This window comes from Gammaproteobacteria bacterium (assembly GCA_009845905.1).
Classification (GTDB): domain Bacteria; phylum Pseudomonadota; class Gammaproteobacteria; order Steroidobacterales; family Foliamicaceae; genus Foliamicus.
In genome coordinates this window covers 18,730-44,934 of the sequence record VXYS01000006.1, presented here as the reverse complement: position 1 = coordinate 44,934, position 26,205 = coordinate 18,730, and the positions used below count along the sequence as shown (strand labels likewise).

Sequence of the window (26,205 nt, the reverse complement as noted above, 5' to 3'; positions counted from 1 at the left end):
AGGAGAGAACACCATGATCCGAAGAATCACCCGCAGAGACGCGCTCATAGGCGCAGGCGCAGCCGGCCTCGCGCTCAGCCTGCCGCCGTCCGGCGCCGCCGACGTCCGCATGCACCACATCCCCTCGAGCGGCGAGGCCCTGCCGCCCGTGGGCCTGGGCACGTCGCGCGTGTTCAACAGCGTCAGCGGAGAAAACCAGCGCGCCGCGCTCGTCGAAGTGCTGGAAGCGCTGTTCGCCGGCGGCACGCTGGTCGACACTTCGCCGATGTACGGCAATTCCGAGACCCACCTGGGCGAGCTGCTTCCGCTGGCGGCCGGCAACGAAACGATGTTCTGCGCCACCAAGGTCTGGACCGAGGGGCGCGAATCCGGCGTCAGGCAGATGAGGGAATCGATGGAGAAGATGGGCCTGGACCGGATCGACCTGATGCAGGTCCACAACCTGGTGGACTGGGAGGTCCATCTCGAGACCATGCGCGAGATGAAGGCCGACGGCACCTTCCGCTACATCGGCATCACGACCTCGAACCCGCGGCAGTTCGCGGACTTCGAACGCGTGATGCAGGCCGCCGACTGGGACTTCGTGCAACTCAACTACAGCCTGGGCGAGCGCGAAGCCGAACAGCGGCTGCTGCCGCTGGCGCAGGAGCGGGGCATGGCGGTCATGGTGAACCGGCCGTTCGTGCGCGGCGACCTGTTCCGCCGCGTGGGCAACAAGGAGCTGCCGGACGTGGCCGCGGAACTGGGCTGCGACAGCCCGGGCCAGCTGTTCCTCAAGTGGATCCTGGCGCACCCGGCGGTGACCTGCGTGATCCCGGCCACGACCAAGGTCAAGCACATGGTGGACAACCTCGGCGCCGCCCTGGGCCCGTTGCCCGACTCCGATCAACGCGAACGCATCGCCGCCTGGCTCTAACTCTCGATCAGCCCTACGGCTTTGCTCTCCACCCCTTGCCTGGAGGCGCATGAACCCCTCCATGGGGCTCGGCGGCGACATCCCTGTCGCCGACGCTCCATGCCAGCGGTGGAGAGCAAAGCCTCAAGTGGCGAGGGCCGGAGAAGGAGCGCCAGAGTTCGGCGATGGTGGCGCCGGAGACGGGATGGCGGAGGTCGGGCGCGAGGTCGGCGAGCGGCTTGAGGACGAAGGCGTAGCGTTCGATGTCGGGATGAGGCAGCTTCAGCGACGCATCGACGCGGTCGTCGTACAGCAGCAGGTCCAGGTCCAGCGTGCGCGAGGAGAACTTGCCGCCTGTCCGGTCGCGGCCCGCCCGGGCTTCCAGTTCCGCCAGCCGCTTGCGTATTTCACCGGGCGATTCCTCCGTTTCGAAGCCCGCCACCAGGTTGAGAAAGTCCGGGCCGCTGAAGCCCTCCGCCGGGCTTTGGTACAACGGCGACAGTTCAATCTCGCCGTAGTGTCGCTTCAGCGCCCTGCAGGCGGTTTCGAGGTTCGCGCGCGGATCGATGTTGCTGCCGGCGCTGACGAATACGCGGGCCGCCGGATTCACGCGTCCCCGATGGTTCGATTCCCGCGTTCGATCACCACGCCCACGTCGCGGGCATTGCGCAGCGCGAAGGGCTTGCGCGCCGTCACGCGCACCCATTGCGCGCCGTGCTCGCCAAGGACCAGCGCCGCGATGGCTTCCGCCAGGGTCTCGATCAGTTCGTAGCTGCGGCTTTCGGCCAGCGCCGCAATTTCGCGCGACACGCGCTTGTAATCGACCGTGGCGGCAATCTCGTCGGCTTCCGCCGCCTTCGCCGCGTCCACTCCGATCTCGAGGTCCACTCCCACCACCTGCGGCGCGGCTTTCTCCCAGCGGTTGACGCCCACGATAGCTTTCACGCGCAGGTCCTGAATGATGATTCTGTCGGTCATTTGCGGCATCGAAGATTAAAATTCCTCGGGTGCGTGTTCTGGGAATTGAAACGAGTTGCGATGAGACCGGCGTGGCGATTTACGAGGCCCGCCGGGGTCTTTTGGCGCACCGATTGTATAGCCAGGCGCGGCAGCACGCGGAATTCGGCGGCGTGGTGCCGGAACTGGCATCGCGGGACCATATCAAGCGCCTCGCCGGGCTGGTGAACGGGACCCTCGACGACGCGGGATTGCGCAAATCCGACCTGAGCGGCGTCGCCTGCACCGCCGGGCCGGGCCTGATCGGCGCGCTGCTGGCCGGGCTCGTGTTCAGCGGCGGACTGGCGCGTGCGCTGGGCGTGCCGCTGGTCGGCGTGCATCACATGGAAGCGCATCTCCTCGCCCCGTTGCTGGAAGGCGATTCGCCGGAATTTCCGTACCTGGCGCTGCTGGTTTCCGGCGGCCACAGCCTGCTGGTGGACGTGCGCGGCTACGGCGACTACGCGGTGCTGGGCGAATCGCTGGACGACGCGGCAGGCGAGGCCTTCGACAAGGGCGCCAAGCTGCTGGGCCTCGGCTATCCGGGCGGTCCGGAAATCGCCCGGCTGGCCGATGAGGGCGAGCCGGGGCGCTTCACCCTGCCGACGCCGATGCGGGGGCGCAGGGACCTCGATTTCAGCTTCTCCGGACTCAAGACCGCGCTGCTGTACAAGGTGCGCGACCTGACCGCCAACGGGCCGCTCGGCGAAACGGACCGGGCCTCGCTGGCGCTGGCGCTGGAAACGGCCATCGTCGAATCGCTGCTCGACCGCACCGCGCGCGCGCTGGACGAGTCCGGGCACGGCAGCCTGGTCGTGGCGGGCGGCGTGGGCGCCAACCGCCGGCTGCGGTCGCGGTTGAAGGAAATGTGCGAAGAGTCGGGCGTGGGCCTTTACTACCCGCGCGCCGAGTACTGCACGGACAACGGCGCGATGATCGCGCTCACCGGCTGCCTGCGCCTGTCCGGCGGCGCTCCCGGCCCGGCGGCGCCCGACGCCCGCCCGCGCTGGAACATCAACGAAGTAACGCCCTTCTCGCCTGCGTGAGGTCCGGGAACGAAGGCGTCTCGCCTTCGTCGAGGGCGGGACGCCCTCGCTCCCAGGCTACCAGCCGATGCTGCGGCCGCCGTCCACGGCGATGATCTGGCCGGTCACGAAGGGCGCGTCGCAGACCACGAAACGCACCAGCCGGGCCACGTCGCGCGGCTCGCCGGCCCGCCCGAGCGGGGTCTTCGAAAGAATGGCCTTCTTCACGTTCTCCGGCGGCGGCGGATCGGCCCACATGACCATGCCCGGCGCGATGCCGTTGACCCGCACTTCCGGCGCCAGTTCGCCGGCCAGGCTGAGCGTCAGGGCCGCCAGCCCCGCCTTGGCCGCGCTATACACCGGGTAGCCCCGAAGCGGGTTGCGGGCATGGATGTCCACCATGTTGATGATGACGCCGCGCGAGGCCTTAAGCGCCGGCGCCAGGGCCTGCGACAGGAACACCGGCGCCTTGAGGTTGCTGCCCACCAGGCTATGCCAGTCGTCCTCGGTGATCTCGCCCACCGCCGTGGGATAGAACGTCGAAGCATTGTTCACCAGGCAGTCGAGGCGCCCGGCGCGCTCCAGCGTTTCGGCGGCGAGGCGCTCGCAGGCGCCCTCCTCAAGCAGGTCGCCCTGAAGGGCAAACGCGGAATCGGAGCGGATTCCGTTGAGACGCGCTACCAGTTCGTCGGCGTCGGCGAGCGAGCGATTGCAGTGCACCGCCAGTGTGAATCCGGCGGCATGCAGTTCCCCGGCAATCACCGCGCCCACGCGCTTGGCGCCGCCGGTCACCAGTGCGACTTTCGCCGTCGTCATTGCCCTTGCGCCGCCCTTTGTTGCCCGGAGGCGGCATTATATGAACCCGCGATGAAAACAGCCCCATTGCAGGCCCCGCCAGGGCACATCCTGACCGCGATCACCGAGGCGGGCGGCTGGCTGGCGTTCGACCGCTACATGGAACTGGCGCTGTACCACCCCGAAGAAGGCTATTACGGCGCGGGCCGGGCCCGAATCGGCGAGGGAGGAGACTTCGACACCGCCGCCGAAACGTCGGCGCTTTACGGACGCGCCCTGGCGGGGCAATGCGCCGAGGTCCTTACCGCCTGCCCGGACGGTGAAATCGTCGAATTGGGCCCGGGAAGCGGCCGGCTTGCCGAGGTCGTACTGGGCGAACTCAAGGAGGCGGGCAAGTTGCCGCAGCGCTACCTCCTGGTCGAGCCCGCGCCCGGCCTGCGGGCCGTGCAGCGGGAGCGCCTGGGGAGAACGCACCCGGACCTTCTCGAACGGCTTGAGTGGGTGGACCGGCTCACGCACGAACGCATACGGGGCACGATCATCGCCAACGAGGTGCTCGACGCCCTGCCCTGCAAGTGTTTCCGGCGCGAACGGGGCGCCTGGCTGGAGCGCGGCGTGAGCCTGGGCGGGGAGCAGGGGCTGCGCTGGGAAGACCGGCGCGCGGACGCCGCGCTGGAGCAGGCGCTTGACGGATTGCAGGCGGAACTGCCCTGGACGCTGCCGAACGGCTATTGCTCGGAAATCCGGCTGAATCAGGATGAGTTTATCGGGGAGCTCGCCCAGACGCTGGAAGCCGGCCTGGTGCTGCTGGCCGACTATGGACTGCCGCGCCATGAGCTGTACCTGGCCGAACGCAGCGAAGGCACGCTGGGCTGCCACTCCGGACAGCACTGGCACGACGATCCCTTTCGCCGGCCGGGGCGCGAGGACATCACCGCCTGGGTGGACTTCACCGCCATTGCGCGCGCGGCGGAGGCGGCGGGACTGACAACGGCGGGTTATACCAACCAGACCCAGTTCCTGCTGGCGGCCGGCATCCTGGAACTGGCCGGATCGCCCCCGTCGGCAAAGGACGCGGCCGAGTTACGCCGGCTGATGCTGCCGGGCGGCATGGGCGAGGCCTTCAAGTTCCTGGGACTGGCGACGGAAGGGATCGGGGCGCCGAGCGGTTTCGGCGGGCGCGACCTCATTGCGTCGCTGAACCCGGCGCGCGTACCGGAGCGTGCGGCTGAGGCGGCGCGCGCATGAGCTTCTGGCAGATCGTCCTGTTGGCCCTGCTGCAGGGCGTCACCGAGTTCCTGCCGATATCGAGCTCGGCCCACCTGATCCTGGTGCCGGCCTGGCTGGGCTGGGCCGACCAGGGCATCGCCTTCGACGTGGCCGTGCACTTCGGCAGCCTGATCGCCGTGATCGCGTTCTCGCGCCGGGAAATCGCCGCGATCCTGGGCGAATGGCGCGCCTGGCTCCTGTACCGCGCGACCCCGGGACCGGCGGCGCGGCTGGGCCTGATGATCGTGCTGGCGACGCTGCCGATCGGTGCGCTCGGACTCCTGTTGCACGACACCGTGGAGGCGTCTTTCCGCGAACCGCGGCTGATTGCCGTAGCCGGCGCGCTGTTCGCGATCCTGATGGTCTGGGCGGACCGCCGGCCGCAATACCTGACGCGGGTGCGCGAGATCGGGTGGAAGCAGGCGCTTTGGATCGGCTGCGGCCAGGCGCTGGCCCTGATTCCCGGCGCGTCGCGGTCCGGCGTGACCATTACCGCCGCCCGGGTCCTGGGCATGGCGCGCCCGGCCGCGGCCCGCCTGTCCTTCCTGCTGGCGATCCCCGTGATTCTGGCGGCCGCCGCCCTCGAGACGGTGAACCTGAGCGCGGCCCCGGCCGCCGCCGACTGGGGCGCGCTGGCGCTGGGCATGATCGTGGCGGGCGTGGCCGCCTTCCTTTGCATGGGCCTGCTGCTGCGCTTGGTGGCGCGCTGGGGCCTGTGGCCGTTCGCGCTCTACCGCCTGGCGCTTTCGGCGGTGATCCTGTTGTAGTGAGGGAGTATTCGCGGATCCGATAACGGGCGCGGGTTCAGTCACCCGCGACGCGCGTAACGAACCGCTCCGATACCGGGCGCATCCGCAGATTGGCCAGGAGGGCGATGGCCAGCAGCGCTCCCATCACGTACATCGTGAGGTTATAGATGCCCGGCGTGGGGTCCGGAGTGCCCGCCGGCACAATTTCCATGAGCCTGCCGATGGTCACGGTGTTGGCCGCCACCAGCTCATTGAGATTGCTCATGGGCGCGCCGAAGTGCGCCTCGAACGCCGCCGGATCGATCCTGGCCGCCAGCGCGCGGACCGCCTGTTCCAGCGAGAACTCGCGAAGCTGGGTGATGAGCAATGGCCCGAGCGCGCCGGCGACGCTCCAGGCCGTGAGCAAGCGGCCATGTATCGCACCCACATGCCGTGTCCCGAAGACGTCGGCTAGATAGGCGGGAAGCGTGGCGAACCCGCCGCCGTACATCGTGAAGGCCACCATCGTTACGGCGTAAAACGCCACCAGCCAGCCCGCGCTCGCGCTGACGCTGCCGGCGTTGGCGATAAGCGGTACCGAGCAGTACAGCGCCGCGCCGAGCGCGAAGAAGCAGTGGTAGGTGTTGCGTCGCCCGATGTAGTCGGAAGCCGTCGCCCAGGCGAGCCGGCCCCCCATGTTGAAGACACTGATCATCAACACGTACGTCACCGCGAAGGCCGGGGTAACCACGTGAGGCAAGGTCCGCCCGAAGATGTCGACCATCATCGTTTCCGCCACGCCGATTACGCCGATCCCGGCCGTGACGTTGAAGCACAGCATGATCCAGATCAGATAGAACTGCGGCGTTCGGTGCGCCCGCTGGACGGGCACGTAGGTGCTGCTCGGCATGCCCCGCCAGCCGCTGCCCGGCTTGCCCGCGGCCCGCGCCGCCTCTTCATCCCACCCGGCCGGGTTCCATCCCTTCGGAGGAAGGCGGAACGAGAAGGCGGCGGCCAGCATGATGCAGAAGTAGCCCAGTCCCAGCGCGAAGAAAGTCAGCGCCGCTCCCGTATTCCCCGTGCCGACCACATAGACGCCTTCCGGGCCGGGAACGATCATCCTCGACACGTCGGCCGGCGCCGCGACGACAACTTCGAGCCATTCGCCGGCCACCTCGGCGAATTGCCTGCCTCCTTCGGTGACCAGGTCCACAGCCTCCGTCGCGCCGAGATACCGCGGAGCTTCGTGGAAGGTCTGGAGCAGGAACTTCTTCAGCGGCGCGGCGATGATCGCTCCACCGCCGAAACCCATGATCGCCAGTCCGGTCGACAATCCGCGCCGGTCCGGAAACCAGCGAATCAGCGTCGATACGGGCGAGATGTAGCCCAGCCCCAGGCCGGCGCCGCCGAACACCCCGTACCCGAGGTACAGCAGCCACAGTTCGTGCAGTTCTATGCCCACGCCGCCGATCACGAATCCCATCCCCCACAGACCGGCGGCGCAGACGCCGGCACAGCGCGGACCCACGTCCTCCAGCCACTTGCCCGCCACCGCCGTGCTCAGACCCAGGAATACGATGGCGGTGGAGAAAACGCCCACGATCACGGTGATGCTCCAGTCGTCGGCGCTGCTTGCCGCGACGCCGAGTTCCCGGGTCAGCGCCGGGTTGAAGATGCTCCACGAGTAGACCGATCCGATGCAGAGATGGAGCGCGACGGAAATCAGCGGAATCCACCAGCGATTGAATCCGGGTGAGGCGGTGATGCGATCCTTGAGCAGGAACGCTACGGCGCGGCGACTCATGAGGATGCCATGCTCATCCGTCACAGTGTCGCCTTCGCGGGGGCTGCGTGTCCAGCACCGGCGGGCTGGCGGTCTTTCCGTGCACGGGCACGCTATTGCTTATACTCGGCGGCATGAAGAAATTCCTGATCGCGACAGGCGCCATCCTCGGACTCCTGCTGCTGGCCGGCGTGAGTTCGATGGCGCGGATGAACGCCTTCACCAGCGTGGACGAAGAGCTACCCTGGGCCTGCGAGGCCATTTCGCTGCCGGGCAGCGCCGAGGACATCGTGATCGACCGCATGCGCGGCGTCGCCTACCTGTCGGTGCTCGACCGGCGCGCGCTGCTTTCCAACCGCAGCATCCGCGGCGTCATCCTGGCGCTGGACCTGAACGCCGATCCCATCGGCCAGTTCCTGCCCCTGGCGGAAGTGCCCTCGCACCTGCACCCGCACGGCATGAGCCTGCACCAGGACGCCGCCGGCAACACGCGGCTTTTCGTGATCAACCACCCGCGCGAGCGCGGCGAGGGCCCGGAGGCGGTGGAAATATTCGAACTGCGCGACGACGGGTTCCTGCACCACGTGCGCACCGTGCGCAGCCCGCTGATGAACAGCCCCAACGACATCCAGGCCGTCGGCGCGGAGCAGTTCATCGCGGTCAACGACACCGGCGCGGCCAATCGCTTCCAGCAGATCCAGGAGTTCCTGTTCGGCGCCGGACTGGCCAGGGCCGTCTATTACGATGGCCAGGTCATGCGCGTGGCCGCCGACAGGCTCGCGGGAGGCGCCGGGATCGGCTACGCCGACGGCCGATTCATCATCTCCGAGACCCAGGGCAAGCGGCTGAAGATCATGACGGCGGACACCGAAGGAAGGCTGACCGAACAGTCGCGGGTACCGATGCCCGGATTTCCGGACAATATCGACGTGGACGCCGACGGCAAACTGTGGGTCGCGGAGCACGCCAACGGCATGGCGCTGGGCCGGCACTTCGGCGACAAGGACTACCCGGCGCCCAGCCGCTTCTATCGTCTCAACGCCGACGGCAGCGAGCTTGAACTGGTCGCGTCCGACTCCGGGCGGATGCATTCCGCCGGCAGCGTCGCCGCCCGCTACCAGGACAGGCTGCTGCTGGGATCGATCACCGCCACCCGCGTGCAGGTCTGCACCATTCAAGAAGGAGGCCAAGGCTCATGAACATCACCGCTGCACACGAGCGCGTGCGCCAGGAGCGCATGCGCATGTCGATGGTCCGCCGCACGCTGGGCGCTGCGCTGGACGGCGAGGCGGCCGCGGACAATCCGGTGCCCGTTTACCTGGCCTGTTCGGATTACCTCAAGCACGCGCTGGACCGCCTGCACGCCCAGGACCACCGCCTGTGGGAACGTCTGAATCCGCACGCCGGCCCCGATGACGTCGTGTTCCGCGACAAGCTGGACAAGCTGAAATTTCGCCTGGCCGCCAGCGAGCAGGCCCTGGCCGGCCTGGTCATTGCGCGCGACACGCTGAGGGACCGCGGCGCGTCCGAGCGCGAGGGCTTCGAGGACGAGGCGAGGCGCTTCCTGGACGTGTTTCTCAACATCCTCTCGGCCAGCCGGCATTCGACGCTGGCCGAGGAAGAGGCGCAGTTCGCCGATTCCGACTGGGACTACGTGGCCGACAATACGGCCGACGCCGCCGCCGAGGAAATGCGGCTGTTCGGCGAGGTCGAAAAGGCCGCGCCCGGATTCATGGATTCGCTACCCCCCATCGCGCCCCCGCCCGGCCACTAGCGCTTCCCCTCGCCTTTATCGTTCCCGTCCCCTCCTGGAGACGCCATCCCTGGCTCGGTTTCGCCATCCATGGCTCCAACGCTCCCGGACGGGACGGGAACGATAAAGGCTTCCGTTGCGCCAGGATCGAACCCGCGCGGAGCGTTACAATGCGGGCATGTTGATAGGCGTTCCCAAAGAGATAAAACCCGACGAACACCGGGTAGGATTGAGTTTAAGCAGCGCTCGCGAGTTAATCGAAAACGGTCACGAATTACTGGTGCAGGCGGATGCCGGCGCGGGACTGCGCCGCAGCGACAACGATTACCGGGCCCTGGGCGCGAAGATCGCCTCCAGCGCGGAAGAGGTATTCGACAAGGCCGAGATGATCGTGAAGGTCAAGGAGCCGCAGCCCGACGAATGCCGGATGCTGCGCGAGGGCCAGGTCCTCTTCACTTATTTGCACCTGGCCCCCGATCCCGACCAGGCGCGGCGGCTGATGGAGTCCGGCGTCACGGCGATCGCCTACGAAACGGTCACCGACGCCCACGGCCACCTGCCGCTGCTGGCGCCGATGAGCGAAGTCGCCGGCCGCATGGCCGTGCAGGCTGGCGCCCGTTGCCTGGAAACGGAGATGGGCGGCTGCGGCAAGCTCCTTGGCGGCGTTCCGGGCGTGCTGGCGGCCAACGTCGTGGTGCTCGGCGGCGGCGTCGTGGGCACCAATGCGCTGCGCATCGCCGTGGGCATGGAGGCGCGCGTCGTGGTGCTCGACAAGTCGCTGCCGCGGCTGAGGGAGCTGGACCTGCAGTTCGGCGCGCGCCTGAACACGATGTATTCGACCCGCTCGGCCATCGAGGAATACGTCGAACAGGCGGACCTGGTGATCGGCGCCGTCCTGGTGCCGGGCGCATCGACGCCGCAACTGGTGGACCGCGAAATGGTACGGAAGATGGCCGCCGGATCGGTGCTGGTTGACGTCGCCATCGACCAGGGCGGCACCTTCGAGACCAGCCACCCCACCACGCATTCCGACCCCACCTTCGTCGAGGAGGACGTCGTTCACTATTGTGTGGCCAACATGCCTGGCGTGGTGCCGCGCACCTCCACCCTGGCGCTGAACAACGCCACGCTGCCGTTCACGCTGGCGCTGGCGAACAAGGGCTGGCGGCAGGCCATGCGCGACGACGCCGGTCTGATGGCGGGGCTCAACATTCACGCCGGTCGCGTCACCAACCCGGCCGTGGCCGAGGCGCTGGACCACTCGTTTACTCCGCCGCAAGACGCGCTTAATATTCACTGATTACACTGCGGTAACCGGAGCAGGACTGCTTATGCCCACCAATACACAGCCCGAGGCACGACCGAGGCGGGCGCTGGGCAAGCGCCCGGCGTTCTACGGCGACGAGCGCCTGGACATGCTGTTTGCCATGCTGACTACCTTGCTGGGCGAGGTCAGCGTTATCCGCGAGCGCATCGACACGCACGAGCGGCTGCTGGAAAAGGCCGGGCTGTTCGGCAAGGACACCGTGGACGCATGGCTGCCGGACGCCGAGGCGGAAGCCGAACGGGCGCCGATACGGCAGCAGATGATGGGCCGCGTGCTCCGCTACCTCGAAGAAGACATGGAACCCGCAGCGGCCGGCGGCGAACTCGACCGCATTTCAAAGGAGGTTCAACATGGTGATGTTTGAAGCCGAAGGCGTACGCCAGGAAACCATGCGCAGCGACGTGTATCCGCGTCACGGCATGATGGCCGGCGCCACCCACGACGAACTGGCGGCGCAGAAGTACTTTCTGGGCCTGCGCGCCTATGCCAACGGGCGATTGATGGCGCAGGCCATCGACGCCTGCAACGAGCAGATCATGCCGGAAATGGGCGAGTGCGACCCCGAGGACGAGGAGGACCGCGACGCTGTGCTGCGCAAGTCCGAGGAACTGCCCATCTTCCAGCACTGGGGTGCGCTGCTGCGCACTTCCCAGGAACTGATGTGGGACTACGTGGCCGACACCGTCGACCGGCAACTGGACGATCTGGAGGACAAGTTCCGCTCCATCGACAAGCCGCTGGGCAGCCTGACGCTGCACCCGGACGTGCCGAACCCGGAATACCTGACCCTGGTCGATCAGCACATTCAGCCGGGCGGCTACCTGCATGACGCCGGCGGCGACGACGTGCGCGCCGGGGCGATCTACGACCGCGGCGCCGTGCTCTACGGCCTGGGCCGCGCGGGCGGACTCAACGACGTGCGCGGCCACACGCTGTGCGCCTTCATCCAGGACGCCTTCCCCGACGAGCAGCCGAAACGGATCCTGGACCTGGGCTGCGGCGTCGGCCACGGCACGCTGGCGCTCGTCGACCTGTACCCCGACGCCGAACTGCACGCCATCGACATCGGCGGCGCGCTGTTGCGCTACGCCCACGCTCGGGCCGAATCGCTGGGCAAGCGGGTGCATTTCCACCAGCAGGACGCCCGCAACCTCAAGTTCGAGGACGAGAGCTTCGACATGGTCACGTCGGAAATCCTGTTCCACGAAACCTCGCGCACCGGAATGCCGGCCATCCTGAAAGAAGCCTACCGGGTGCTCAAGCCCGGCGGCGCGATGTGCAATCTGGAAGTGCCGCTGCGCTACAAGGGCATGGACATGGGCGGCGTGGTCGTGCGCGACTGGCAGAACTACTACAACGCCGAGCCCTTCTGGGGCTCACTGGGCTGCGTGGACTTCGAGCAGGCGATGAAGGACGCCGGCTTCACCCGCATCGTGCAGGGATTCCAGCCGCGCACCCTGAACTTTGCCGGCGAACGGGGAACGATGGACAAGGAAGACCCCAGCATGGGAGCGCTCTCCCACTGGGTGGTCTTCGGCGGCTACAAGAACTAGCTCTAGCCCGCCCTCCCAGGGGACGGCAAGCTAGAAGGCGGCGATCAGCTTCAGGCCGACTTCGCGCTTGTACGGCAGCGGCGTAAAGGTCTTGCGGTGGGGCAGACCGAATATGCTGGTGGTGCCGCCCGCCGTCAGAGGGCTCAGATCGTTGGTCAGGTTCATCGCGTAGAGCTCGACCGAGAACGTGTCGCCCACGTCCGCATGCACCCGCGCATTGATCTTCCAGTAGCCGTCCACCGAGTTCCAGTTGAAGTTGTCGACGTAGAACTGGCCCTGGTAGATCCCGTCCACCCTGAGCCAGATATTGTTCGCCATGCCCACGAGTTGATCGAGCTGTAACACCGCCGACAGGCTGCCGGTCCATTCCGGCATGTAGCGCGGCCGGCCGCCGGTCGTGGAAATCTGCTCTCCGACCGACAGCGTGGGGGGCGGCGCGAGCACCGCCGTTGCCACCGAACCGGTGCCGGCAAAGTCGGTGAATTCCACGTCGTTGTAGGTAACTCCGCCGCTCAGGCTGAACCATTCGTTCGGCGTCAGTTCGAACTCTGCTTCCAGCCCCCGGATCTCGGCGTCGCCGGCAATGTAGGCCGCGGTAAAGAACGGCGCCGGACTCAATTCGAAGAAGGTCTGGTTCTCCCAGTCCATGACGTAGGCGGAAAGCGCGTAGTTCAGCCAGCCGCCCACGCGCTGCTTCAGTCCCACCTCGAAGGCGTCCAGCGCCTGCTTCGGGGTGAAGACGCCAATGTCCAGCGGCACACCCGTGGACTCGCCGTAGTCTTCTGCGTTGGTGTCGTTGCCTTGCAGATTGCTCCGTGAGTAGTGGGCGTAGAGATTGGTGTTCTCCGAAGGTTGCCAGGAAATGATCACGCGCGGCATGAACGCGCTGTACTTCTGCTCCGCGTCCACGGTCGCGGTGAGGTCGACGCGCTGCTGAATGGATACGCCGTCATAGACGATGGTCTGGGTGTCCGTGTTCCAGCGTCCTTCCAGCGACAGCGTCCACTGCTCGTTCAGCGCGTAGTCCACGGAACCGAACACGCCGAAGTTGTCGCCGTCCTGGAAGTTCAGATTGTGGGTAGCGCCGAAACCCGAGAACGCGACCGACCGGTTGTCCTGCGCATAATAGCTGGTGCCCACCGTGTAGTTCATCCGCTCGCCGGCCTGCGGCGTGTAGCGGACTTCGACATAGGTATCGCGCACCCAGCCGGCCTGTCCCGCGAGCCAGGGGGCGCCGGGATTCCTGAAGAAGAATACCGCCGGCGTGCCGAAGTTGTTGTCGATTATTCGCCAGCTTGAGGATTCTCCGCGAGCGAACTGAGCGCCCACTACGGCGCCATTCGCCAGTTCGTAATCCCCGGAAATGTCAACACGCCAAAGCTCGTAGGTGTTGCCCAGCCCATCCGGCGCGTCAACGATCGAGTAGCCTTCCAGTTCGGGCGGCAGCGTCGAGATGAACGACCAGGGGTTGGAGAACATGAAAAGCGGCGTGCTGTCGTTGATCCTGCCAACCTCGGAGAAGTTCGGCTGTACCGCGTCCCAGTCGGGAATCGATCCGCAGAACGTATTGCGGAACGACTGCGACAGGTCCGTGGTGAACGTACCGCCGGTGCCGCCGGCCACGGGCCGGATCGTGCCGTTGTAGGTGCGGTTGCAGGTTCCGGCAGCAACGGGGGCGTCGACTGACTGCAACGCCATCGTGTCGTCGGCATCGACGTAAAAGCCCGATACCTGGAAGCTGAATGCATCCGATACCTCGAACGTCGCCAGCGCGGTGAACGCGGTGTTGTTCTGCTCGCCGATGGGATCGCCGTTGTCGAACTGGTAGTCGGCGCCCACCTTTTCCTGCATCAGCGCGAAGCGCACGCCCACGCTGTCGCTGATCGGCCCGCCGACCGCGACGGTGAAGTTGTGGCTGCTTTCATCGGATGCCGAGTAGGACAGGGAGGCCTTGCCGCCGAACTCGTCGCCCGGCTGTGCGGGGATGTAGTTGACCGCGCCGGCGAAGGTGTTGCGGCCGAAGAACGCGGTCTGCGGCCCCTTCAGGATCTCGACCCGCTCGAGGTCGATCAGCGGCAGGATGCCCACGCCATCGGAAATGTAGCCGCCGTTCCAGAACACCGAACCGGCGCGCGACGCGGGGCTTTCCACCTGAACGCCCAGTCCGCGGAAGCGGATGTTGGGGTTGTGCCGCCCGCCCATTCCGCCCTGGCTGACGTTCTGGAGAGTGAAGCCCGTCGTTACCGAGGAAAGTTGCTCGATGGTGTTCATGCCCAGCGCGTCCAGGTCGTCCTGGCTGTAGGCCGATACGGCAATCGGAATCTCGAGCACCGATTCGTCGCGCTTGCGCGCCGTGACGACGATTTCCTCGAATTCCTGGGCAGCGAGGTCCTGTATGCCCATCAGGGCCGCGGCGGAAACCGCGGCGATGCCGGCAAACCGGCGCAAGCAGACGTGAATTGTCATGTTCTATCCCCCTGGAAGTTGACAATTGCGGTGAATCGCGCAAGAAAAAGGGAATTCACCCTCCCCACGCCGGCTCAGTATATGTACATTGACGTTTCGCGCAAAATTGCCCCCGGGGGAAAAACAACCGATGCCCAGGACCGATTCGTCCGATTTCAGCGAAACCGCGGCCGCCGAACAAGTGCTCGGCGACTGGGGCCTGCGCGCCGAATCGCTGGAGTACATGGACCACGGGCTGATCAACCGCACCTGGAGGGTTCGCGGCGGGAACGGTTCCAGTTATGCGCTGCAGCGCCTGAGCCCCATCCTCGGAGCGGAGATCCACGCAGACATCGAGGCCGTAACGGCCCATATCGCCGCGTGGGGCATGGCCACGCCGCGGCTGGTGCGCGCATCCGGCGGCGATCTGTACGTGGAGCGGGATGACGGCGTCTGGCGCCTGCTCACCTGGCTCGAAGGCGAGTTCCACAACCGGCTCGAGAACACCGGCCAGGCCGAACAGGCCGGCGCACTTCTTGCCCGCTTTCACATGGCGCTGGTGAATTTCCGGGCGCCGTTCGCCAGCAAACGCCGGCCGATTCACGAACCGGACCGTCGTATTGCGGAGCTGGATCAGGCGCTGGCCTTGCATCACGGCCATCCCTTGCGTGCGGAAGCCGAACGCCTGCAGCGCCGAACGCTGCAACTGCTGGCGCAACTGCCGGCCATGCCCGAAACGCCGCTGCGCGTGGTGCACGGCGACCCCAAGATCAACAACATGCTGTTCTCGCCCGAAGGCGAGGGGCTGGCCATGGTGGACCTGGACTCGCTGGGACGCCTGAGCCTGCCCTATGAACTGGGCGACGCCTTTCGCTCGTGGTGCAATCCCGTCGGCGAGGACAGCGAGGAAACCGCGTTTTCGGTCGAGCTGTTCGAGGCGGCCCGCTCCGGCTACCTGGACGTGGCCACCTTCATCAATGAAGACGAACGGTCGTGCCTCGTGGACGCCACGCTCTGGATCACGCTGGAACTGACCACGCGCTTCACCGCCGACATCCTCAATGACCGCTACTTCGGCTGGGATCCGCAGCGCTTCGCCTCGCGCGCCGAGCACAACCTCGTGCGCGCCCGCGGCCAGCTCCGCCTCGCCGAATCCCTCCTCTCCGTCCGCCCCACCCTCCTGGGAGCGAGAGCATGACCCTCGCCACGTCCCCGCCGTCCACGACCCGGGCGGGAGGGCGTCTCGCCCTCCCATAGTCAGCAATGGCGCTCAAGCACCTGATCGAAACGTTCGCCGACTGGAAGCAGGCCGGCGACCGCCTGGTCCTCGGCACCGTGTACGAAACGGCGGGATCGACCTATTCCAAGTCCGGTTCCCGCGTGCTGATCGACGGCGAGGGCAACTACCAGGGCCTGGTGAGCGGCGGCTGCCTGGAGGGCGACCTGGCGGAGCATGCCGCTTCCGTACTGGAGTCGGGCGAGGCGCGTTCGGTCTGCTACGACATGCGCGGCGAGCACGACATCCTGTTCGGGACCGGCGTCGGCTGCGACGGCATGCTCAAGGTGCTGCTGCAGCCGCTGTCCCCCGGCGGCGACGATCCCTGGGCGCCGCTAACGCGGATGGCGGAGCTGGCGATGCGCTCCGGGCCATCGCGCTGCGCGGTCGTGGTGGAGGGCGACGAGGCGCCGGTCGGCGCCACGTTCCTGGATGACGAGGTGCCGGCCGAGCATCCCAACGGCCTGCACACGCTCGAGAACCCGGCACGCAAGGTGCTGGTCTATCCGCTTGCGCCGATCCCGAGGCTATTGGTGCTGGGCGCCGGCGTGGACGCCGTGCCGCTGGTGGAGTTCGCCGAACGCCTCGGCTGGCGAGTCACGGTCTGCGACCACCGCCGCTCATACCTGGAGCGCGGGGACCTGGGCTCCGCCGAGTCCGTGCTGGAACTCAGGCCCGAGAGTGTCGCTCAACATCTCGACCTGGATCCCTGGGACGCCTGCGTGGTGATGAGCCACCACCTGGCCTCGGACCGCGCCTACCTGGCCGCGCTGGCCAACCGGCCGATTCCCTGGGTGGGCGTGCTGGGCCCGAAGGCGCGGCGCGAGCGCCTGCTGCGCGAACTGGGCGACGGCGCCGGCGACCTCGAGAGCAAGCTGCGCGGCCCGGTCGGCCTGGACATCGGCGCCAACGACCCCGCCTCCATCGCACTCTCCATCATGGCCGAACTCACCGCCCACCACACAAACCGTCCGGCCTGATGCCTGGGCGTGAAGGCGTCTCGCCTTCACGGAGGGCGGGACGCCCTCCTTCCCAGGATGAGGGCGGGAATCGCCCCCGCTAGCGGCGGAACCAGAGGTAGGCTACGGAGAGTTCGGGGCCTACGCCCCGGCAGTACTGGCCGTTGTGGTCGCAGGTCTTGCCCGTACAGGTGCGGCAAACGCGGGATTCCTTGCGGTCGAACCGATCCACGGGCGACATTTCCGGCGCCATGAAGGCAATCAGCTGCTCTTTGGTGGAGCGCCTGGGTCCGGCGAAAAGCCGGTCGTGATCGCCGCGGCTTTCCCAGTGGACCAGGATGAAGTCGCCGTCCTCCTTCAGCCAGCGGAGGATTCGGCCCTTGTACTCCGGAAGACTTTCCCGAGGCATGTTGTGCATGAGCCCGGAATCGACCAGGAGATCGAACTTCTCGGTCGATTCCCACTCCAGGACGTCCGCCAGGATGTACTCCACGTCCACGCCTTCCTTCTCGGCCAGTTCCGTGGACATGGCGATGGCCTGCTCCATGAAGTCGATGCCCTTGACCGTCCAGCCCAGCTTGGCCAGCCCGACGGTATCGACACCCGTTCCGCAGCCCAGGTCGAGTGCGGTGCCCGGCTGCGCGCGCGACTCGTGCACGAAAGGAATGAAGCGCGTGGGCCTGGCATGATGCCAGGCCAGGTTCTCCCTGCTTTTCGCGCCCTTGTAATGGCCCTCGAATTTGGCTTTCTCGTTCATGGTGAATGCTCCTCTCCGTCTATACGGGCCTGGAGGTGGTCGCGGTGTTCGCGGGCGCGGAGGACGTAGACTTCGGAGCCTTCCGCGACGCGGGCGCTCTCGTCCTCGGTGAGTTCGCGCACGGCGCGGGCGGGCACGCCCATGATCAGGCTGTTGGGCGGATACTCGCGGCCTTCCGGCAGAAGGGCGCCGGCAGCGACCAGGCTGTTGGCGCCGACCCGCGAGCCGCTCAGCAGGATCGCGCCCATGCCGATGGTGCAGCCGTCCCCGACGGTGCAGCCATGAAGGATCACCTTGTGCCCCACGGTCACGTCGTCGCCGATGATCGTGGGCTGGCCTTCATCGGTGTGCACCACGGTGCCATCCTGGATGTTGCTGCGCGACCCGACCCGGATCGGATCGTTATCGCCGCGCAACACGGCGCCGTACCAGACGCTCGAGTCCTTGCCCAGTTCCACGCTGCCGATCACGGCGGCGTCGGGGGCGACGAACAGCGCCTTCGAGCGCGGTTTGCGGTCACCGAGGTCGTAAATCACTGTCCTTCTCCCACGTAGCGGCGCGGCCGGGCCGCAAAGCCGGGGCCGAATTCGTACAGAAGCGGCGCCCCGGTCGGAATCTCCAGCCTGACGATGTCGTCATCGGAAATATTCTCCAGCAGCTTAACCAGCGCCCGCAGGCTGTTGCCGTGCGCGGACACCAGCGTGCAGCGCCCGGCCTTGACGTCCGGCGCGATGCGGCTTTCCCAGTACGGCTGCACCCGGACCAGCGTGTCCTTCAGCGACTCGGCGGCCGGCGGCGCGTCCAGATCGGCATAGCGCGGGTCGTGGCGCGGGTGGCGCGGGTCGTCCGGCGCCAGCACCGGCGGCGGCGTGGCGTAGGAACGCCGCCAGATCTTCACCTGCGCCTCGCCGTGCTTTTCCATCGTCTCCGCCTTGTTAAGACCCTGCAGCGCGCCGTAATGGCGTTCGTTCAGACGCCAGCTTCGATGGACCTTGATGCCGCTTGCGTTCAGCTCCGCCAGCATCAGCGATAGCGTGCGCAAGGCGCGGGTCAGCACCGAGGTGTGGGCCACTTCGGGCTTCAGGCCCTCCTGGCGAAGCAGGCGCCCGGCGCGGCAGGCCTCCTCCTCGCCCGCGGGACTCAGATCAACGTCGGTCCAGCCGGTGAAGCGGTTCTCGCGGTTCCAGAGGCTCTCGCCGTGCCGGCACAGGATCAGCCGGCCATACGACGGCTTCACGAGGCCAGCTTGAGGTCCGCCACCACCGCGCCCAGGAATCGGGACGCGTCGGCGCCGGCCACGCAGCGGTGATCGAAAGTGAGCGACAGCGGCAGCATGCGGCGGATCGCGATCTCGCCGTTCACGGCCACGACTTCCTCGCGGGCCGCGCCGCTTCCCAGGATGCCCACGGTGGGCGGAACCATCAGCGGCGTGGCGTAGCGCGACGATCCGCCGGCGATGTTCGACAGCGTGATGGTGTAGCCGCGCACCTCCCCGGGCTTGAGCGTGCGGTCGGCGCCTGCCGTCTTCAGCCGCGCCACTTCGTCGCGCACTTCATCGAGGCTCAGCTTGCCGGCGTTGAAGATCGTGGCCACGATCAGGCCGTGCGGCGTTTCCATGGCCAGGCCCATGTGCACGTCTTCGGACATGGACAGCACGCCGGTCTCGGCGCTGAACGTGCCGTTGAGCCGCGGTTCGGCGCGGGCCCCGGCCACCATCGCGCGGATCAGCCGCGGCGTGAAATCGCGCGGCGACTCCCAGTCGTGGATGTCGGCGTCGTCCATCACCGTGCACAGCGCCACTTCGGTGTGCGAAGCGGTCATGCTGTGGAACATGGCGCGGCGCGGGCCGGCGAGTTTTTCTTCGGTGGCGGGAGCTGGCGTAGAACCGGCTTCGCCGGACGGAGGGCGGGGCGCCGTGGTTCCCGCGGCGGAAGGGGCCGCGTCCCCGGCGGCCTTGGCGGCGCCGGCGACGTCCCTGGCCGTGATCCGGCCGGCGGGGCCGGAGCCCTCGATCCGCGTCAGGTCCACGCCCAGTTCGCGGGCCAGGGCGCGCACGGAAGGGGCGGCCTTGACCCGTTGTTTCTTCGGAGCCGCGGCGGCGGAGCCGGTCGTGTCGCTCATCACCAGGGCGCTGGCGGGAAGTTCGCCGACCACGCCGGGGGCGTCGTCCTTGCCGTCGGCCTGGGGGACGGCGGTGTTTCCCTTACTTTGGGAGGACGGGACGTCCTCCCTCCCGGGGGCTTCCTCGCTCCCGGGGGGCGCGGCGCCTTCTTTCGCGGGCACGTCGAAGCGGGCGAGCACATCGCCGACGGGGATCACGTCGCCGGCCTCGCCGTGCAGCGAGATCACGCGGCCCGTAACCGGCGACGGCACCTCCACCACGGCCTTGTCGGTCTCCACCGAAACCAGCGGCTGATTGAGCTTGATGTCGTCGTTGGCGGCAACATGCCATTCGACGATCTCGGCCTCCGTCAGACCCTCGCCAAGATCAGGTAATTTGAACTCTCTCATTCCAAATTTCCGCGCCGAACGCTCGATCAACTCTCCATGCACTCGTGCACGGCGTCCTTGATCCGCTGGACGCCGGGAATATAGCCGTATTCCATCCGCGCCAGCGGCGGCACGGCATCGAAGCCGCCCACCCGGACCACCGGCGCTTCCAGACTGTACAGACCTTCCGAAGCCAGGATCGCGGCCACTTCGCCGCCCAGCCCGCCGCTCACCGCCGCTTCGTGAACGATGACCGCGCGTCCGGTGCGCGACACCGACTCCAGGATCGTGTCCTTGTCGATCGGGCTTACCGTGGCCAGGTCCACCACCTCGCAGTCGATGCCCTCGTCGGCCAGTTCGCCGGCCGCGGTCCAGCTCTCCAGCGCCGACGCGCCCCAGTTGATCAGGGTCACATCGGTCCCCGGCCGGGTCACGAAGGCCTTGTCCAGCGGCAGGCCCTCGCCGTTGTCCGGCACCTCCTGGCGGAAGGCGCGATAAATCCGCTTGGGCTCCAGAAAAATCACCGGGTCCGGATCGCGGATCGCCGACAGCAGCAGGCCGTAGGCGCGCACCGGCGACGACGGGATCACGACCCGCACGCCGGGCATGTGCGCGAACATCGCCTCGGTGCTCTCGGAATGGTGCTCGGGAGCGCGGATGCCCGTGCCGAACGGCGCGCGCAGCACCATCGGGCAGGTCAGCCGTCCGCGGGTTCGGTTGCGCATCCGGCTGGCGTGGCTGACGATCTGGTCCAGCGCCGGGTAGATGAAGCCCATGAACTGGATTTCCGGGACCGGCTTGAACCCCTGCGTGGCCAGGCCCACGGACAGGCCGGCGATCATCGCTTCCGCCAGCGGCGTATCGAAAACCCGCTCGGCGCCGAATTTCTCCTGCAGGCCCACCGTGGCGCGGAACACGCCGCCGTTCACGCCCACGTCCTCGCCGAACACGACCACGCTGTCGTCGTGGGCCATCTCCCAGGCCAGCGCCTGGTTGACGGCTTCGACCAGCGTCAGGTTGGCCATCAGCCGTGGTCCGGGACCGGGTACTTGCGGGCGATTTCCCGCTGGGCCTCAAGCGCGGCCGGCATGTTGGCGAACTGGTGGTCGAAGATGTCCTCGATCCTCGGTGGGGGCGTCGCCAGGTAGGCCTCGACCTCCTTCTCCACCTCGGCTTCCAGCTCCTCGATCAGCGATGCTTCCTGCTCGTCGGTCCAGCCGAACCGCTCCTGCATGAAACGTTTCATCCGGTGAAGCGGAGCGCGTCTCGCAGCCTGCTCCACCTCCTCGTCCGGGCGGTAGCGTGTGGCGTCGTCGGCCGTCGTGTGGTCGCCCAGCCGGTAGCTCAAGGCCTCGACCAGCGAGGCGCCGCCACCGGAGCGCGCCCGCTGCGTGGCGATCTCGGCGGCGTTGCGCACAGCGATCAGGTCGTTGCCGTCCACCTGCTCGCCGTGAATGCCCACGGCGATCGCCTTCTGCGCCAGCGTCTCGGCGCCGGTCTGGTCTTGCACGTTCATGGAGATGGCGTAGCGGTTGTTTGTGACCCAGAAGATCACCGGCAGATTCATCGCGCCGGCGGCGTTCAGGGCCTCGTAAAACGCGCCTTCGGAAGTGGCGCCGTCGCCGCACAGCGCCACCGCGCAGGCCTCCTGGCCGCGCATCTTCAGGGCCAGCGCCGCGCCGGCGGCGTGCAGGCACTGCGTGGCGATCGGCACGCAGTACGGAAAATCTTGGCGGGCGCCGTCCCAGTCGTGGCCGCGTTCGTCACCACCCCACACGGCCAGCAGCTGGCTCATGCGCACGCCCCGCCAGAGCACGGCGCCGTGCTCGCGATACGAAGGGGCGAGCACGTCCTCGGGCCGCATGGCGGCGGCCAGGCCGATCTGGGCGGCCTCGTGGCCGTGGCTGGAGGCGATGGTGTTGACCTGGCCGGTGCGCTGCAGGTTTATGCAGCGCTGGTCGAACACCCGGGTCAGGTGCATAAAGCGATACATGCGCGCCATTTCGTCCGCGTCTGCGGCAAATTCGGGCAATTCTTGCTGCGCTTTACCGTGCTCGTCTAAGAACTGCGTATACGTAATTTCAAACTTCGCTACTACCGGCATCTGACTACTCGATTCGGGGGGGAAAGTATAAGGGACTCACATACCCAAGCCGGCATATGCCAACCCCTGCGGATATGTTTCTTGGCGGTTCTTCGGAGTCTCCAACGAGAACGCTCCTCGCCGCCCAGCTGCCTCAGTCCCCAAGGCCAGTACATTCAATGCGGCGTTGATGTCCGCGTTGCCCGCGTGGCCGCAGACCACGCAATGAAACTCGCTCTGCGAGCGGCGGTTGGCCGCCTCCGTATGCCCGCAAGCGTTGCAGCGCTGGCTGGTATAAGCCGGAGCCACCTCAATCACTTCGGCCGCCTTATAGGACAGCTTCGCGTGCAGCCCCGCCCAGCCGGTGGCCAATATCGCACGGTTGAGCGCCGCTTTCCTCGCCACACCCACTCCCGGTTTATCCGCCGTTCCCTTCGCCGACAGGGTCATGTTCTTCGTGCGCAGTGCTTCCACTACAACCGTGCCGGCGGTGTCCGCCAACTCGCAGCTCACGTGATGCTGCCAATTCGCTCTTATCGTGGCGATTTTTCTATGCGTTTTCGCCAGCCTATAGCGGGCTACGGCTCGTCGCTTCGATCCCTTTTCCCGCCGGCACATCATGCGCTCGTAGCGTCGCTTGCGCGCTTCCAACCGTTGAATGTCCGGATGCGCAAAAATGCGTCCGTCGCTTACCGCAACGTGACCACAGTTGCGGTCGACGCCCACCACGATACCGTTGTGCGCTTGCGTTGAGTGGGGAACCGCATAGCAAACCGTGCAGTACCAGCGGCCCAATACACGCTTTACAACCGCCTGAACAGGCTTACAGCCCCCATAAGGGTTTCCTCCTCGGCGGCGCAGAACTAGCCAGCCGACCCTGGGAATCCACAACTTGCCGCCGCGTATCCTGACATCCTGAGGGAGCGTGAAGCTGTCGTTTCCGTCCCGAGCCTTGAACTTTGGAAATCCGCCGCCGGCAAATGCCCTTTGCCATGCGTCGGCCTGACGTTTCAGCGTATAGCGCACGACCGTAAAGGGAAGCTCTTGCAGCCACCCGGTTTGTGAGCGCAATATCGTGAATTGCTTGCCCAGTTCGAAGAACGTCAGCGGTGGCTTCGCGGGCTGCTCGAACATCAGTCCCAGCAAGGTGTCCTCGCAGAAACGTTCGGTCTCAACATGTTCGCGATACCGCCGCTTGTTCTCGCCCAAGAAGTAGTTCCACACCCACCGGCAAGCGCCGGCAATCTGACTGAGCTTCTGAGCCTTGGCCCGAGTTCCTGGGATTAGACGATACGTGATGTTGCGGTGCACACGGATATTTTATCAATTATCACTTTGTTTTTCTTGAAAAAAGAGTGATATTCTCAACCAAAGCACACCGGCCCGCCTATAATTCCCATTTGATGCTCACGCACATGGATTCGAAGCGCCGCCCCGGCATGGTGGACGTGGCCGACAAGGCCGTGACCGAGCGCACGGCCACGGCCCGCGCGGTCGTCGTGCTGCCCGCCGAGGCAGCCGGACAGGCCGAAAACGGCGAAATCAACACCCACAAGGGGCCGGTGTTCCAGACCGCGATCATTGCCGGCACCCAGGCGGCCAAGCGCACCCACGAGCTGATCCCCTTCTGCCATCCGCTCAAGCTCGAGGGCTGCCGGATCGGACTGGAGCTCAACGGCAACGAGATCGAGATCGAGTGCGCGGTGAAGGTCACCGGCAAGACCGGCGCCGAAATGGAGGCGCTCACCGGGGCCACGGTCGCCGCGCTGACCGTCTACGACATGCTGAAGTCGGTATCCCATGGCATCGAGATCAGGGCGGCGCGGCTGGTCAGGAAAACCGGCGGCAAGAGCGACTACCGCGATGACGGCGCCGGCTGACGCGCCGATTTCCGGCGTGGTGCTGGCGGGGGGGCTGAGCACGCGCTTCGGAAGCGACAAGGCCGCCGCCGAGATCGGCGGAGTGAGCCTGCTGGAACGCGCGGTCCGCCTGCTGGAATCGGTCCTCGACGACGTATGGGTATCGGTGCGCCCGGACCAGGCCTCCGACGCGCTGCGCTCGCGCTACCGCTGCCTTCTGGACCGCCATCCGGGCCAGGGGCCGGCGGCCGGTCTGGAGGCGGCGCACGCCTCGGCGCCCGGGCATGCCTGGCTGGCGCTGGCCTGCGATCAGCCTTCTCTCAGCGCCGCGGAACTTGAGCGCCTGGTGGCGGAACGCGACCCGAAAGCCGCCGCCACCGCCTGTTGCGACCCGTCCACCGGAGTGCTGCAGCCATTGTGCGCGATCTACGAACCCGCTACCCTTGCGGGTTTGGCGAAGGAAACGGCCCGCGGGACCGGCCCCTCGCCGCGCGGTTACCTGGAAAGCCGGCCACTGAAACTGATTCCGATGCACATTACGAACATCAATAGTCCTGACGATCTGCGCAAGTACCAGCGCAGCGGAGCCACGACCCTATGAGCGACAAAGACCGTAAGAAGCCGACACGCCATGAGGCCGAGGAGGCTGTGCGCGTTCTGTTGAGCTGGGCCGGCGACGACTTCGAGCGCGAGGGCCTGGTGGACACGCCCAAGCGTGTCGTGCGCGCCTACGAGGAATGGTTCGCCGGCTACGACGAGGACCCGTACGAGTTTCTCTCGCGCACGTTCAGGGAAGTGAACGGCTACGACGAGATCGTGGCGCTAACCCATATCGACTTCGACTCGCACTGCGAGCACCACATCGCGCCGATCATCGGCCACGCCCACGTGGCGTACCTGCCGCGCGACAAGGTGGTGGGCATCAGCAAGCTGGTGCGGGTGGTGGACGCCTACGCGCGCCGCCTGCAGGTGCAGGAAAAGCTCACGGCGCAGATCGCCGACTGCATCACGTCCGTGCTGGAGCCACGCGGCGTGGCGGTGGTCATCGAGGCAGGGCACGAGTGCATGATCACGCGCGGCGTCGGCAAGCGCAACGTGAGAACGGTCACCAGCAGGATGCTGGGCGTATTCCGCGACGACGCGCGGGCGCGCGCCGAGTTCCTGGCCTTGATCAGACGCGACCGGTGATAATACGCGGCACTACGGGGTGCCGCGGGATATCACTTGGCTCACGAGGTCCGATCGATCGAAGACGCAAGGGCGCTGGAAGGCGTCGAGGTGGGCGTATCCGACTGGATCCTGGTGGACCAGGACCGGATCGACCGCTTCGCCAAGGCCACCGACGACTACCAGTGGATCCACGTCGATCCCGAGAGGGCGGCGCAGGAGCTCGACACCGGCGCCACCATCGCCCACGGCTACCTCACGCTGTCGCTGATCCCGGGCGCCACCGAGGAGTTCGTCCTGATGCCCACGCTCAAGCGGGCGATCAACTGGGGACTGAACAAGGTGCGCTTTTCGAACATGGTCGTGTGCCCGAGCCGCGTGCGGGTGCGCACCACGGTACTGCAGGCCCGGGCCCGCCTCGGCGGCATACAGATGACCTGCCGGCACAGGGTCGAGATCGAGGGCCAGAAAAAGCCCGCCTGCACCGCCGAGACCCTCGCCCTCTACATGATCTAACCTGGGAGCGAGGGCGTCCCGCCCTCAACCCCGCGGATAGCCGGTGGGCGTGTCCGGTCCGGCGGCGTTCGAGTAGTTGATCATCATGAACGTGATCCGCCCGTTCGCGAACTCGAAGAAGTTCGAGTTCAGCAGCTTCTGCACCGGTTGGTCCGCGTAGAGCCCGCCGGGCCTGGGCGTCAGGCGCACGACAAAGCGGCTGGCCGCGCGCTGACCCTCCACGTCGATCGTGTGCCGGAACTCGCCGAACCAGCAGTCGTAGTTTCCGCACAGGTGCTCGAAAAAGCTCGGCAGCGGCTCCTGCCCGGGCCCCGGTGACGGCGAGTAGCGCCGTTCGGGGTTGTCGCCGTGGCGTATCAGTACCTCGGCATCGTCGGCGAAGCAGTCCCGCACCCCGGCCAGGTCGCCCGCCGAAACGCCGCCGAAATAGCGGCGCTCGATAAAGTCGATATACGCGGCTCTGTCTTTCATTTCAGCCTGGTGCGCAATCGAGAACGCGCCAGCTAAAGCCCTTTGTTCGTCCCCCTCC

Annotated in this window: 28 protein-coding genes; 15 read left to right on the top strand and 13 right to left on the bottom strand. The window is 66.8% G+C overall.

Annotation, left to right across the window (positions count from 1 at the left end; translation table 11 throughout):
* Positions 1-13 precede the first annotated feature (13 nt).
* Positions 14-916 carry an aldo/keto reductase gene (locus F4036_05745; protein ID MYK37244.1) on the top strand — a complete coding sequence of 301 codons (903 nt, stop codon included), beginning with the start codon at positions 14-16 and terminating at the stop codon, positions 914-916.
* 13 nt (positions 917-929) lie between these two features.
* On the opposite strand, the gene folK is transcribed toward F4036_05745, so the two are convergent.
* Together folK and folB are read right to left on the bottom strand one after the other, a co-directional pair.
* Positions 930-1,601: a 2-amino-4-hydroxy-6-hydroxymethyldihydropteridine diphosphokinase gene (gene folK, locus F4036_05740; protein MYK37243.1), complete on the bottom strand. Its 672-nt coding sequence runs from the start codon at positions 1,599-1,601 to the stop codon at positions 930-932.
* Positions 1,502-1,882 (bottom strand): dihydroneopterin aldolase, encoded by a 381-nt coding sequence (gene folB / locus F4036_05735; protein ID MYK37242.1) that lies wholly within the window; start codon positions 1,880-1,882, stop codon positions 1,502-1,504. Before folB ends, folK begins: the two co-directional genes overlap by 100 nt.
* A 20-nt stretch (positions 1,883-1,902) precedes the next feature.
* On the opposite strand from folB, the gene tsaD reads away from it, so the two are divergent.
* Positions 1,903-2,937: a tRNA (adenosine(37)-N6)-threonylcarbamoyltransferase complex transferase subunit TsaD gene (gene tsaD, locus F4036_05730; protein ID MYK37241.1), complete on the top strand. Its 1,035-nt coding sequence runs from the start codon at positions 1,903-1,905 to the stop codon at positions 2,935-2,937.
* A gap of 57 nt (positions 2,938-2,994) precedes the next feature.
* On the opposite strand, the gene F4036_05725 is transcribed toward tsaD, so the two are convergent.
* Positions 2,995-3,732, bottom strand: coding sequence for a pteridine reductase (locus F4036_05725; GenBank protein ID MYK37240.1), 738 nt, complete (start codon positions 3,730-3,732; stop codon positions 2,995-2,997).
* On the opposite strand from F4036_05725, the gene F4036_05720 reads away from it, so the two are divergent.
* Together F4036_05720 and F4036_05715 are read left to right on the top strand one after the other, a co-directional pair.
* On the top strand, positions 3,658-4,959 hold the full coding sequence (locus F4036_05720; GenBank protein ID MYK37239.1) for an SAM-dependent methyltransferase: 1,302 nt from the start codon (positions 3,658-3,660) through the stop codon (positions 4,957-4,959). The genes F4036_05725 and F4036_05720 overlap by 75 nt on opposite strands.
* The gene (locus tag F4036_05715; GenBank protein MYK37238.1) at positions 4,956-5,747 is read left to right on the top strand and encodes an undecaprenyl-diphosphate phosphatase; all 792 of its coding nucleotides are present in this window, start codon (positions 4,956-4,958) and stop codon (positions 5,745-5,747) included. The genes F4036_05720 and F4036_05715 overlap by 4 nt, the downstream gene beginning before the upstream one ends.
* 37 nt (positions 5,748-5,784) lie before the next feature.
* Here the strand turns inward: F4036_05715 and F4036_05710 are convergent, their stop codons facing one another.
* Positions 5,785-7,512 carry an OFA family MFS transporter gene (locus tag F4036_05710; GenBank protein ID MYK37237.1) on the bottom strand — a complete coding sequence of 576 codons (1,728 nt, stop codon included), beginning with the start codon at positions 7,510-7,512 and terminating at the stop codon, positions 5,785-5,787.
* A gap of 47 nt (positions 7,513-7,559) precedes the next feature.
* Here F4036_05710 and F4036_05705 point away from each other — a divergent pair, with 47 nt between their 5' ends.
* From F4036_05705 to F4036_05685, 5 genes are all read left to right on the top strand, one after another.
* Positions 7,560-8,690: a hypothetical protein gene (locus F4036_05705; protein MYK37236.1), complete on the top strand. Its 1,131-nt coding sequence runs from the start codon at positions 7,560-7,562 to the stop codon at positions 8,688-8,690.
* Complete coding sequence (locus F4036_05700; GenBank protein MYK37235.1) at positions 8,687-9,265, top strand: hypothetical protein; 579 nt, start codon at positions 8,687-8,689, stop codon at positions 9,263-9,265. Before F4036_05705 ends, F4036_05700 begins: the two co-directional genes overlap by 4 nt.
* A gap of 157 nt (positions 9,266-9,422) precedes the next feature.
* Positions 9,423-10,544 carry an alanine dehydrogenase gene (ald, locus tag F4036_05695; GenBank protein MYK37234.1) on the top strand — a complete coding sequence of 374 codons (1,122 nt, stop codon included), beginning with the start codon at positions 9,423-9,425 and terminating at the stop codon, positions 10,542-10,544.
* 31 nt (positions 10,545-10,575) lie between these two features.
* Positions 10,576-10,935 (top strand): hypothetical protein, encoded by a 360-nt coding sequence (locus F4036_05690; protein ID MYK37233.1) that lies wholly within the window; start codon positions 10,576-10,578, stop codon positions 10,933-10,935.
* The gene (locus tag F4036_05685) at positions 10,922-12,124 is read left to right on the top strand and encodes a class I SAM-dependent methyltransferase (GenBank protein MYK37232.1); all 1,203 of its coding nucleotides are present in this window, start codon (positions 10,922-10,924) and stop codon (positions 12,122-12,124) included. The genes F4036_05690 and F4036_05685 overlap by 14 nt, the downstream gene beginning before the upstream one ends.
* Before the next feature lie 30 nt (positions 12,125-12,154).
* Here F4036_05685 and F4036_05680 read toward each other — a convergent pair whose 3' ends face one another.
* Entirely contained in the window at positions 12,155-14,590 is a 2,436-nt protein-coding gene (locus F4036_05680) for a TonB-dependent receptor plug domain-containing protein (GenBank protein ID MYK37231.1), read from the bottom strand.
* Positions 14,591-14,720: 130 nt separating this feature from the next.
* Between F4036_05680 and F4036_05675 the strand changes: the two genes are divergently transcribed.
* Positions 14,721-15,767 (top strand): aminoglycoside phosphotransferase family protein, encoded by a 1,047-nt coding sequence (locus F4036_05675; protein MYK37230.1) that lies wholly within the window; start codon positions 14,721-14,723, stop codon positions 15,765-15,767.
* A 65-nt stretch (positions 15,768-15,832) separates the two neighbouring features.
* On the top strand, positions 15,833-16,825 hold the full coding sequence (locus F4036_05670) for an XdhC family protein (GenBank protein MYK37229.1): 993 nt from the start codon (positions 15,833-15,835) through the stop codon (positions 16,823-16,825).
* A gap of 79 nt (positions 16,826-16,904) precedes the next feature.
* On the opposite strand, the gene F4036_05665 is transcribed toward F4036_05670, so the two are convergent.
* From F4036_05665 to F4036_05635, 7 genes are read right to left on the bottom strand one after another with little or no spacing between them, the layout of a single operon-like run.
* Positions 16,905-17,561, bottom strand: a complete 657-nt coding sequence (locus F4036_05665; protein ID MYK37228.1) for a class I SAM-dependent methyltransferase — start codon at positions 17,559-17,561, stop codon at positions 16,905-16,907.
* Positions 17,558-18,097, bottom strand: coding sequence for a gamma carbonic anhydrase family protein (locus tag F4036_05660; GenBank protein ID MYK37227.1), 540 nt, complete (start codon positions 18,095-18,097; stop codon positions 17,558-17,560). The genes F4036_05665 and F4036_05660 overlap by 4 nt, the downstream gene beginning before the upstream one ends.
* Positions 18,094-18,798, bottom strand: a complete 705-nt coding sequence (gene gpmA, locus F4036_05655) for a 2,3-diphosphoglycerate-dependent phosphoglycerate mutase (protein MYK37226.1) — start codon at positions 18,796-18,798, stop codon at positions 18,094-18,096. The genes F4036_05660 and gpmA overlap by 4 nt, the downstream gene beginning before the upstream one ends.
* Complete coding sequence (locus F4036_05650; GenBank protein MYK37225.1) at positions 18,795-20,072, bottom strand: 2-oxo acid dehydrogenase subunit E2; 1,278 nt, start codon at positions 20,070-20,072, stop codon at positions 18,795-18,797. Before F4036_05650 ends, gpmA begins: the two co-directional genes overlap by 4 nt.
* 26 nt (positions 20,073-20,098) lie before the next feature.
* On the bottom strand, positions 20,099-21,076 hold the full coding sequence (locus F4036_05645; GenBank protein ID MYK37224.1) for an alpha-ketoacid dehydrogenase subunit beta: 978 nt from the start codon (positions 21,074-21,076) through the stop codon (positions 20,099-20,101).
* Positions 21,076-22,155 (bottom strand): pyruvate dehydrogenase (acetyl-transferring) E1 component subunit alpha, encoded by a 1,080-nt coding sequence (pdhA, locus tag F4036_05640; GenBank protein ID MYK37223.1) that lies wholly within the window; start codon positions 22,153-22,155, stop codon positions 21,076-21,078. The genes F4036_05645 and pdhA overlap by 1 nt, the downstream gene beginning before the upstream one ends.
* Before the next feature lie 36 nt (positions 22,156-22,191).
* Positions 22,192-23,445: a transposase gene (locus F4036_05635; GenBank protein MYK37222.1), complete on the bottom strand. Its 1,254-nt coding sequence runs from the start codon at positions 23,443-23,445 to the stop codon at positions 22,192-22,194.
* Positions 23,446-23,537: 92 nt separating this feature from the next.
* Here F4036_05635 and moaC point away from each other — a divergent pair, with 92 nt between their 5' ends.
* Genes moaC through F4036_05615 form a run of 4 tightly spaced genes read left to right on the top strand, consistent with a single transcriptional unit; the run spans position 23,538 to position 25,676 of the window.
* The gene (gene moaC / locus F4036_05630; protein MYK37221.1) at positions 23,538-24,014 is read left to right on the top strand and encodes a cyclic pyranopterin monophosphate synthase MoaC; all 477 of its coding nucleotides are present in this window, start codon (positions 23,538-23,540) and stop codon (positions 24,012-24,014) included.
* A complete protein-coding gene (locus F4036_05625; protein MYK37220.1) occupies positions 23,935-24,594 on the top strand; it encodes a molybdenum cofactor guanylyltransferase in 660 nt (219 codons plus the stop codon). The genes moaC and F4036_05625 overlap by 80 nt, the downstream gene beginning before the upstream one ends.
* Positions 24,591-25,181 carry a GTP cyclohydrolase I FolE gene (folE, locus tag F4036_05620; protein MYK37219.1) on the top strand — a complete coding sequence of 197 codons (591 nt, stop codon included), beginning with the start codon at positions 24,591-24,593 and terminating at the stop codon, positions 25,179-25,181. Before F4036_05625 ends, folE begins: the two co-directional genes overlap by 4 nt.
* Before the next feature lie 57 nt (positions 25,182-25,238).
* Positions 25,239-25,676 carry a MaoC family dehydratase gene (locus tag F4036_05615; protein MYK37218.1) on the top strand — a complete coding sequence of 146 codons (438 nt, stop codon included), beginning with the start codon at positions 25,239-25,241 and terminating at the stop codon, positions 25,674-25,676.
* A gap of 24 nt (positions 25,677-25,700) precedes the next feature.
* Here F4036_05615 and F4036_05610 read toward each other — a convergent pair whose 3' ends face one another.
* The gene (locus tag F4036_05610) at positions 25,701-26,147 is read right to left on the bottom strand and encodes a nuclear transport factor 2 family protein (GenBank protein MYK37217.1); all 447 of its coding nucleotides are present in this window, start codon (positions 26,145-26,147) and stop codon (positions 25,701-25,703) included.
* Between the last annotated feature and the right edge of the window lie 58 nt (positions 26,148-26,205).

Bases quoted from the DNA above. Each gene is read 5' to 3' on its own strand.
- F4036_05665 (MYK37228.1), bottom strand. From the start codon at position 17,561: ATGAACGAGAAAGCCAAATTCGAGGGCCATTACAAGGGCGCGAAAAGC.
- ald (MYK37234.1), top strand. From the start codon at position 9,423: ATGTTGATAGGCGTTCCCAAAGAGATAAAACCCGACGAACACCGGGTA.
- F4036_05715 (MYK37238.1), top strand. From the start codon at position 4,956: ATGAGCTTCTGGCAGATCGTCCTGTTGGCCCTGCTGCAGGGCGTCACC.
- F4036_05645 (MYK37224.1), bottom strand. From the start codon at position 21,076: ATGGCCAACCTGACGCTGGTCGAAGCCGTCAACCAGGCGCTGGCCTGG.
- F4036_05675 (MYK37230.1), top strand. From the start codon at position 14,721: ATGCCCAGGACCGATTCGTCCGATTTCAGCGAAACCGCGGCCGCCGAA.
- folE (MYK37219.1), top strand. From the start codon at position 24,591: ATGAGCGACAAAGACCGTAAGAAGCCGACACGCCATGAGGCCGAGGAG.
- F4036_05725 (MYK37240.1), bottom strand. From the start codon at position 3,732: ATGACGACGGCGAAAGTCGCACTGGTGACCGGCGGCGCCAAGCGCGTG.
- F4036_05700 (MYK37235.1), top strand. From the start codon at position 8,687: ATGAACATCACCGCTGCACACGAGCGCGTGCGCCAGGAGCGCATGCGC.
- F4036_05685 (MYK37232.1), top strand. From the start codon at position 10,922: ATGGTGATGTTTGAAGCCGAAGGCGTACGCCAGGAAACCATGCGCAGC.
- F4036_05610 (MYK37217.1), bottom strand. From the start codon at position 26,147: ATGAAAGACAGAGCCGCGTATATCGACTTTATCGAGCGCCGCTATTTC.
- F4036_05720 (MYK37239.1), top strand. From the start codon at position 3,658: ATGCAGTTCCCCGGCAATCACCGCGCCCACGCGCTTGGCGCCGCCGGT.
- folB (MYK37242.1), bottom strand. From the start codon at position 1,882: ATGCCGCAAATGACCGACAGAATCATCATTCAGGACCTGCGCGTGAAA.
- F4036_05710 (MYK37237.1), bottom strand. From the start codon at position 7,512: ATGAGTCGCCGCGCCGTAGCGTTCCTGCTCAAGGATCGCATCACCGCC.
- F4036_05650 (MYK37225.1), bottom strand. From the start codon at position 20,072: ATGAGAGAGTTCAAATTACCTGATCTTGGCGAGGGTCTGACGGAGGCC.
- F4036_05690 (MYK37233.1), top strand. From the start codon at position 10,576: ATGCCCACCAATACACAGCCCGAGGCACGACCGAGGCGGGCGCTGGGC.
- F4036_05625 (MYK37220.1), top strand. From the start codon at position 23,935: ATGGCATCGAGATCAGGGCGGCGCGGCTGGTCAGGAAAACCGGCGGCA.
- F4036_05680 (MYK37231.1), bottom strand. From the start codon at position 14,590: ATGACAATTCACGTCTGCTTGCGCCGGTTTGCCGGCATCGCCGCGGTT.
- pdhA (MYK37223.1), bottom strand. From the start codon at position 22,155: ATGCCGGTAGTAGCGAAGTTTGAAATTACGTATACGCAGTTCTTAGAC.
- moaC (MYK37221.1), top strand. From the start codon at position 23,538: ATGCTCACGCACATGGATTCGAAGCGCCGCCCCGGCATGGTGGACGTG.
- F4036_05745 (MYK37244.1), top strand. From the start codon at position 14: ATGATCCGAAGAATCACCCGCAGAGACGCGCTCATAGGCGCAGGCGCA.
- F4036_05670 (MYK37229.1), top strand. From the start codon at position 15,833: ATGGCGCTCAAGCACCTGATCGAAACGTTCGCCGACTGGAAGCAGGCC.
- folK (MYK37243.1), bottom strand. From the start codon at position 1,601: ATGGGTGCGCGTGACGGCGCGCAAGCCCTTCGCGCTGCGCAATGCCCG.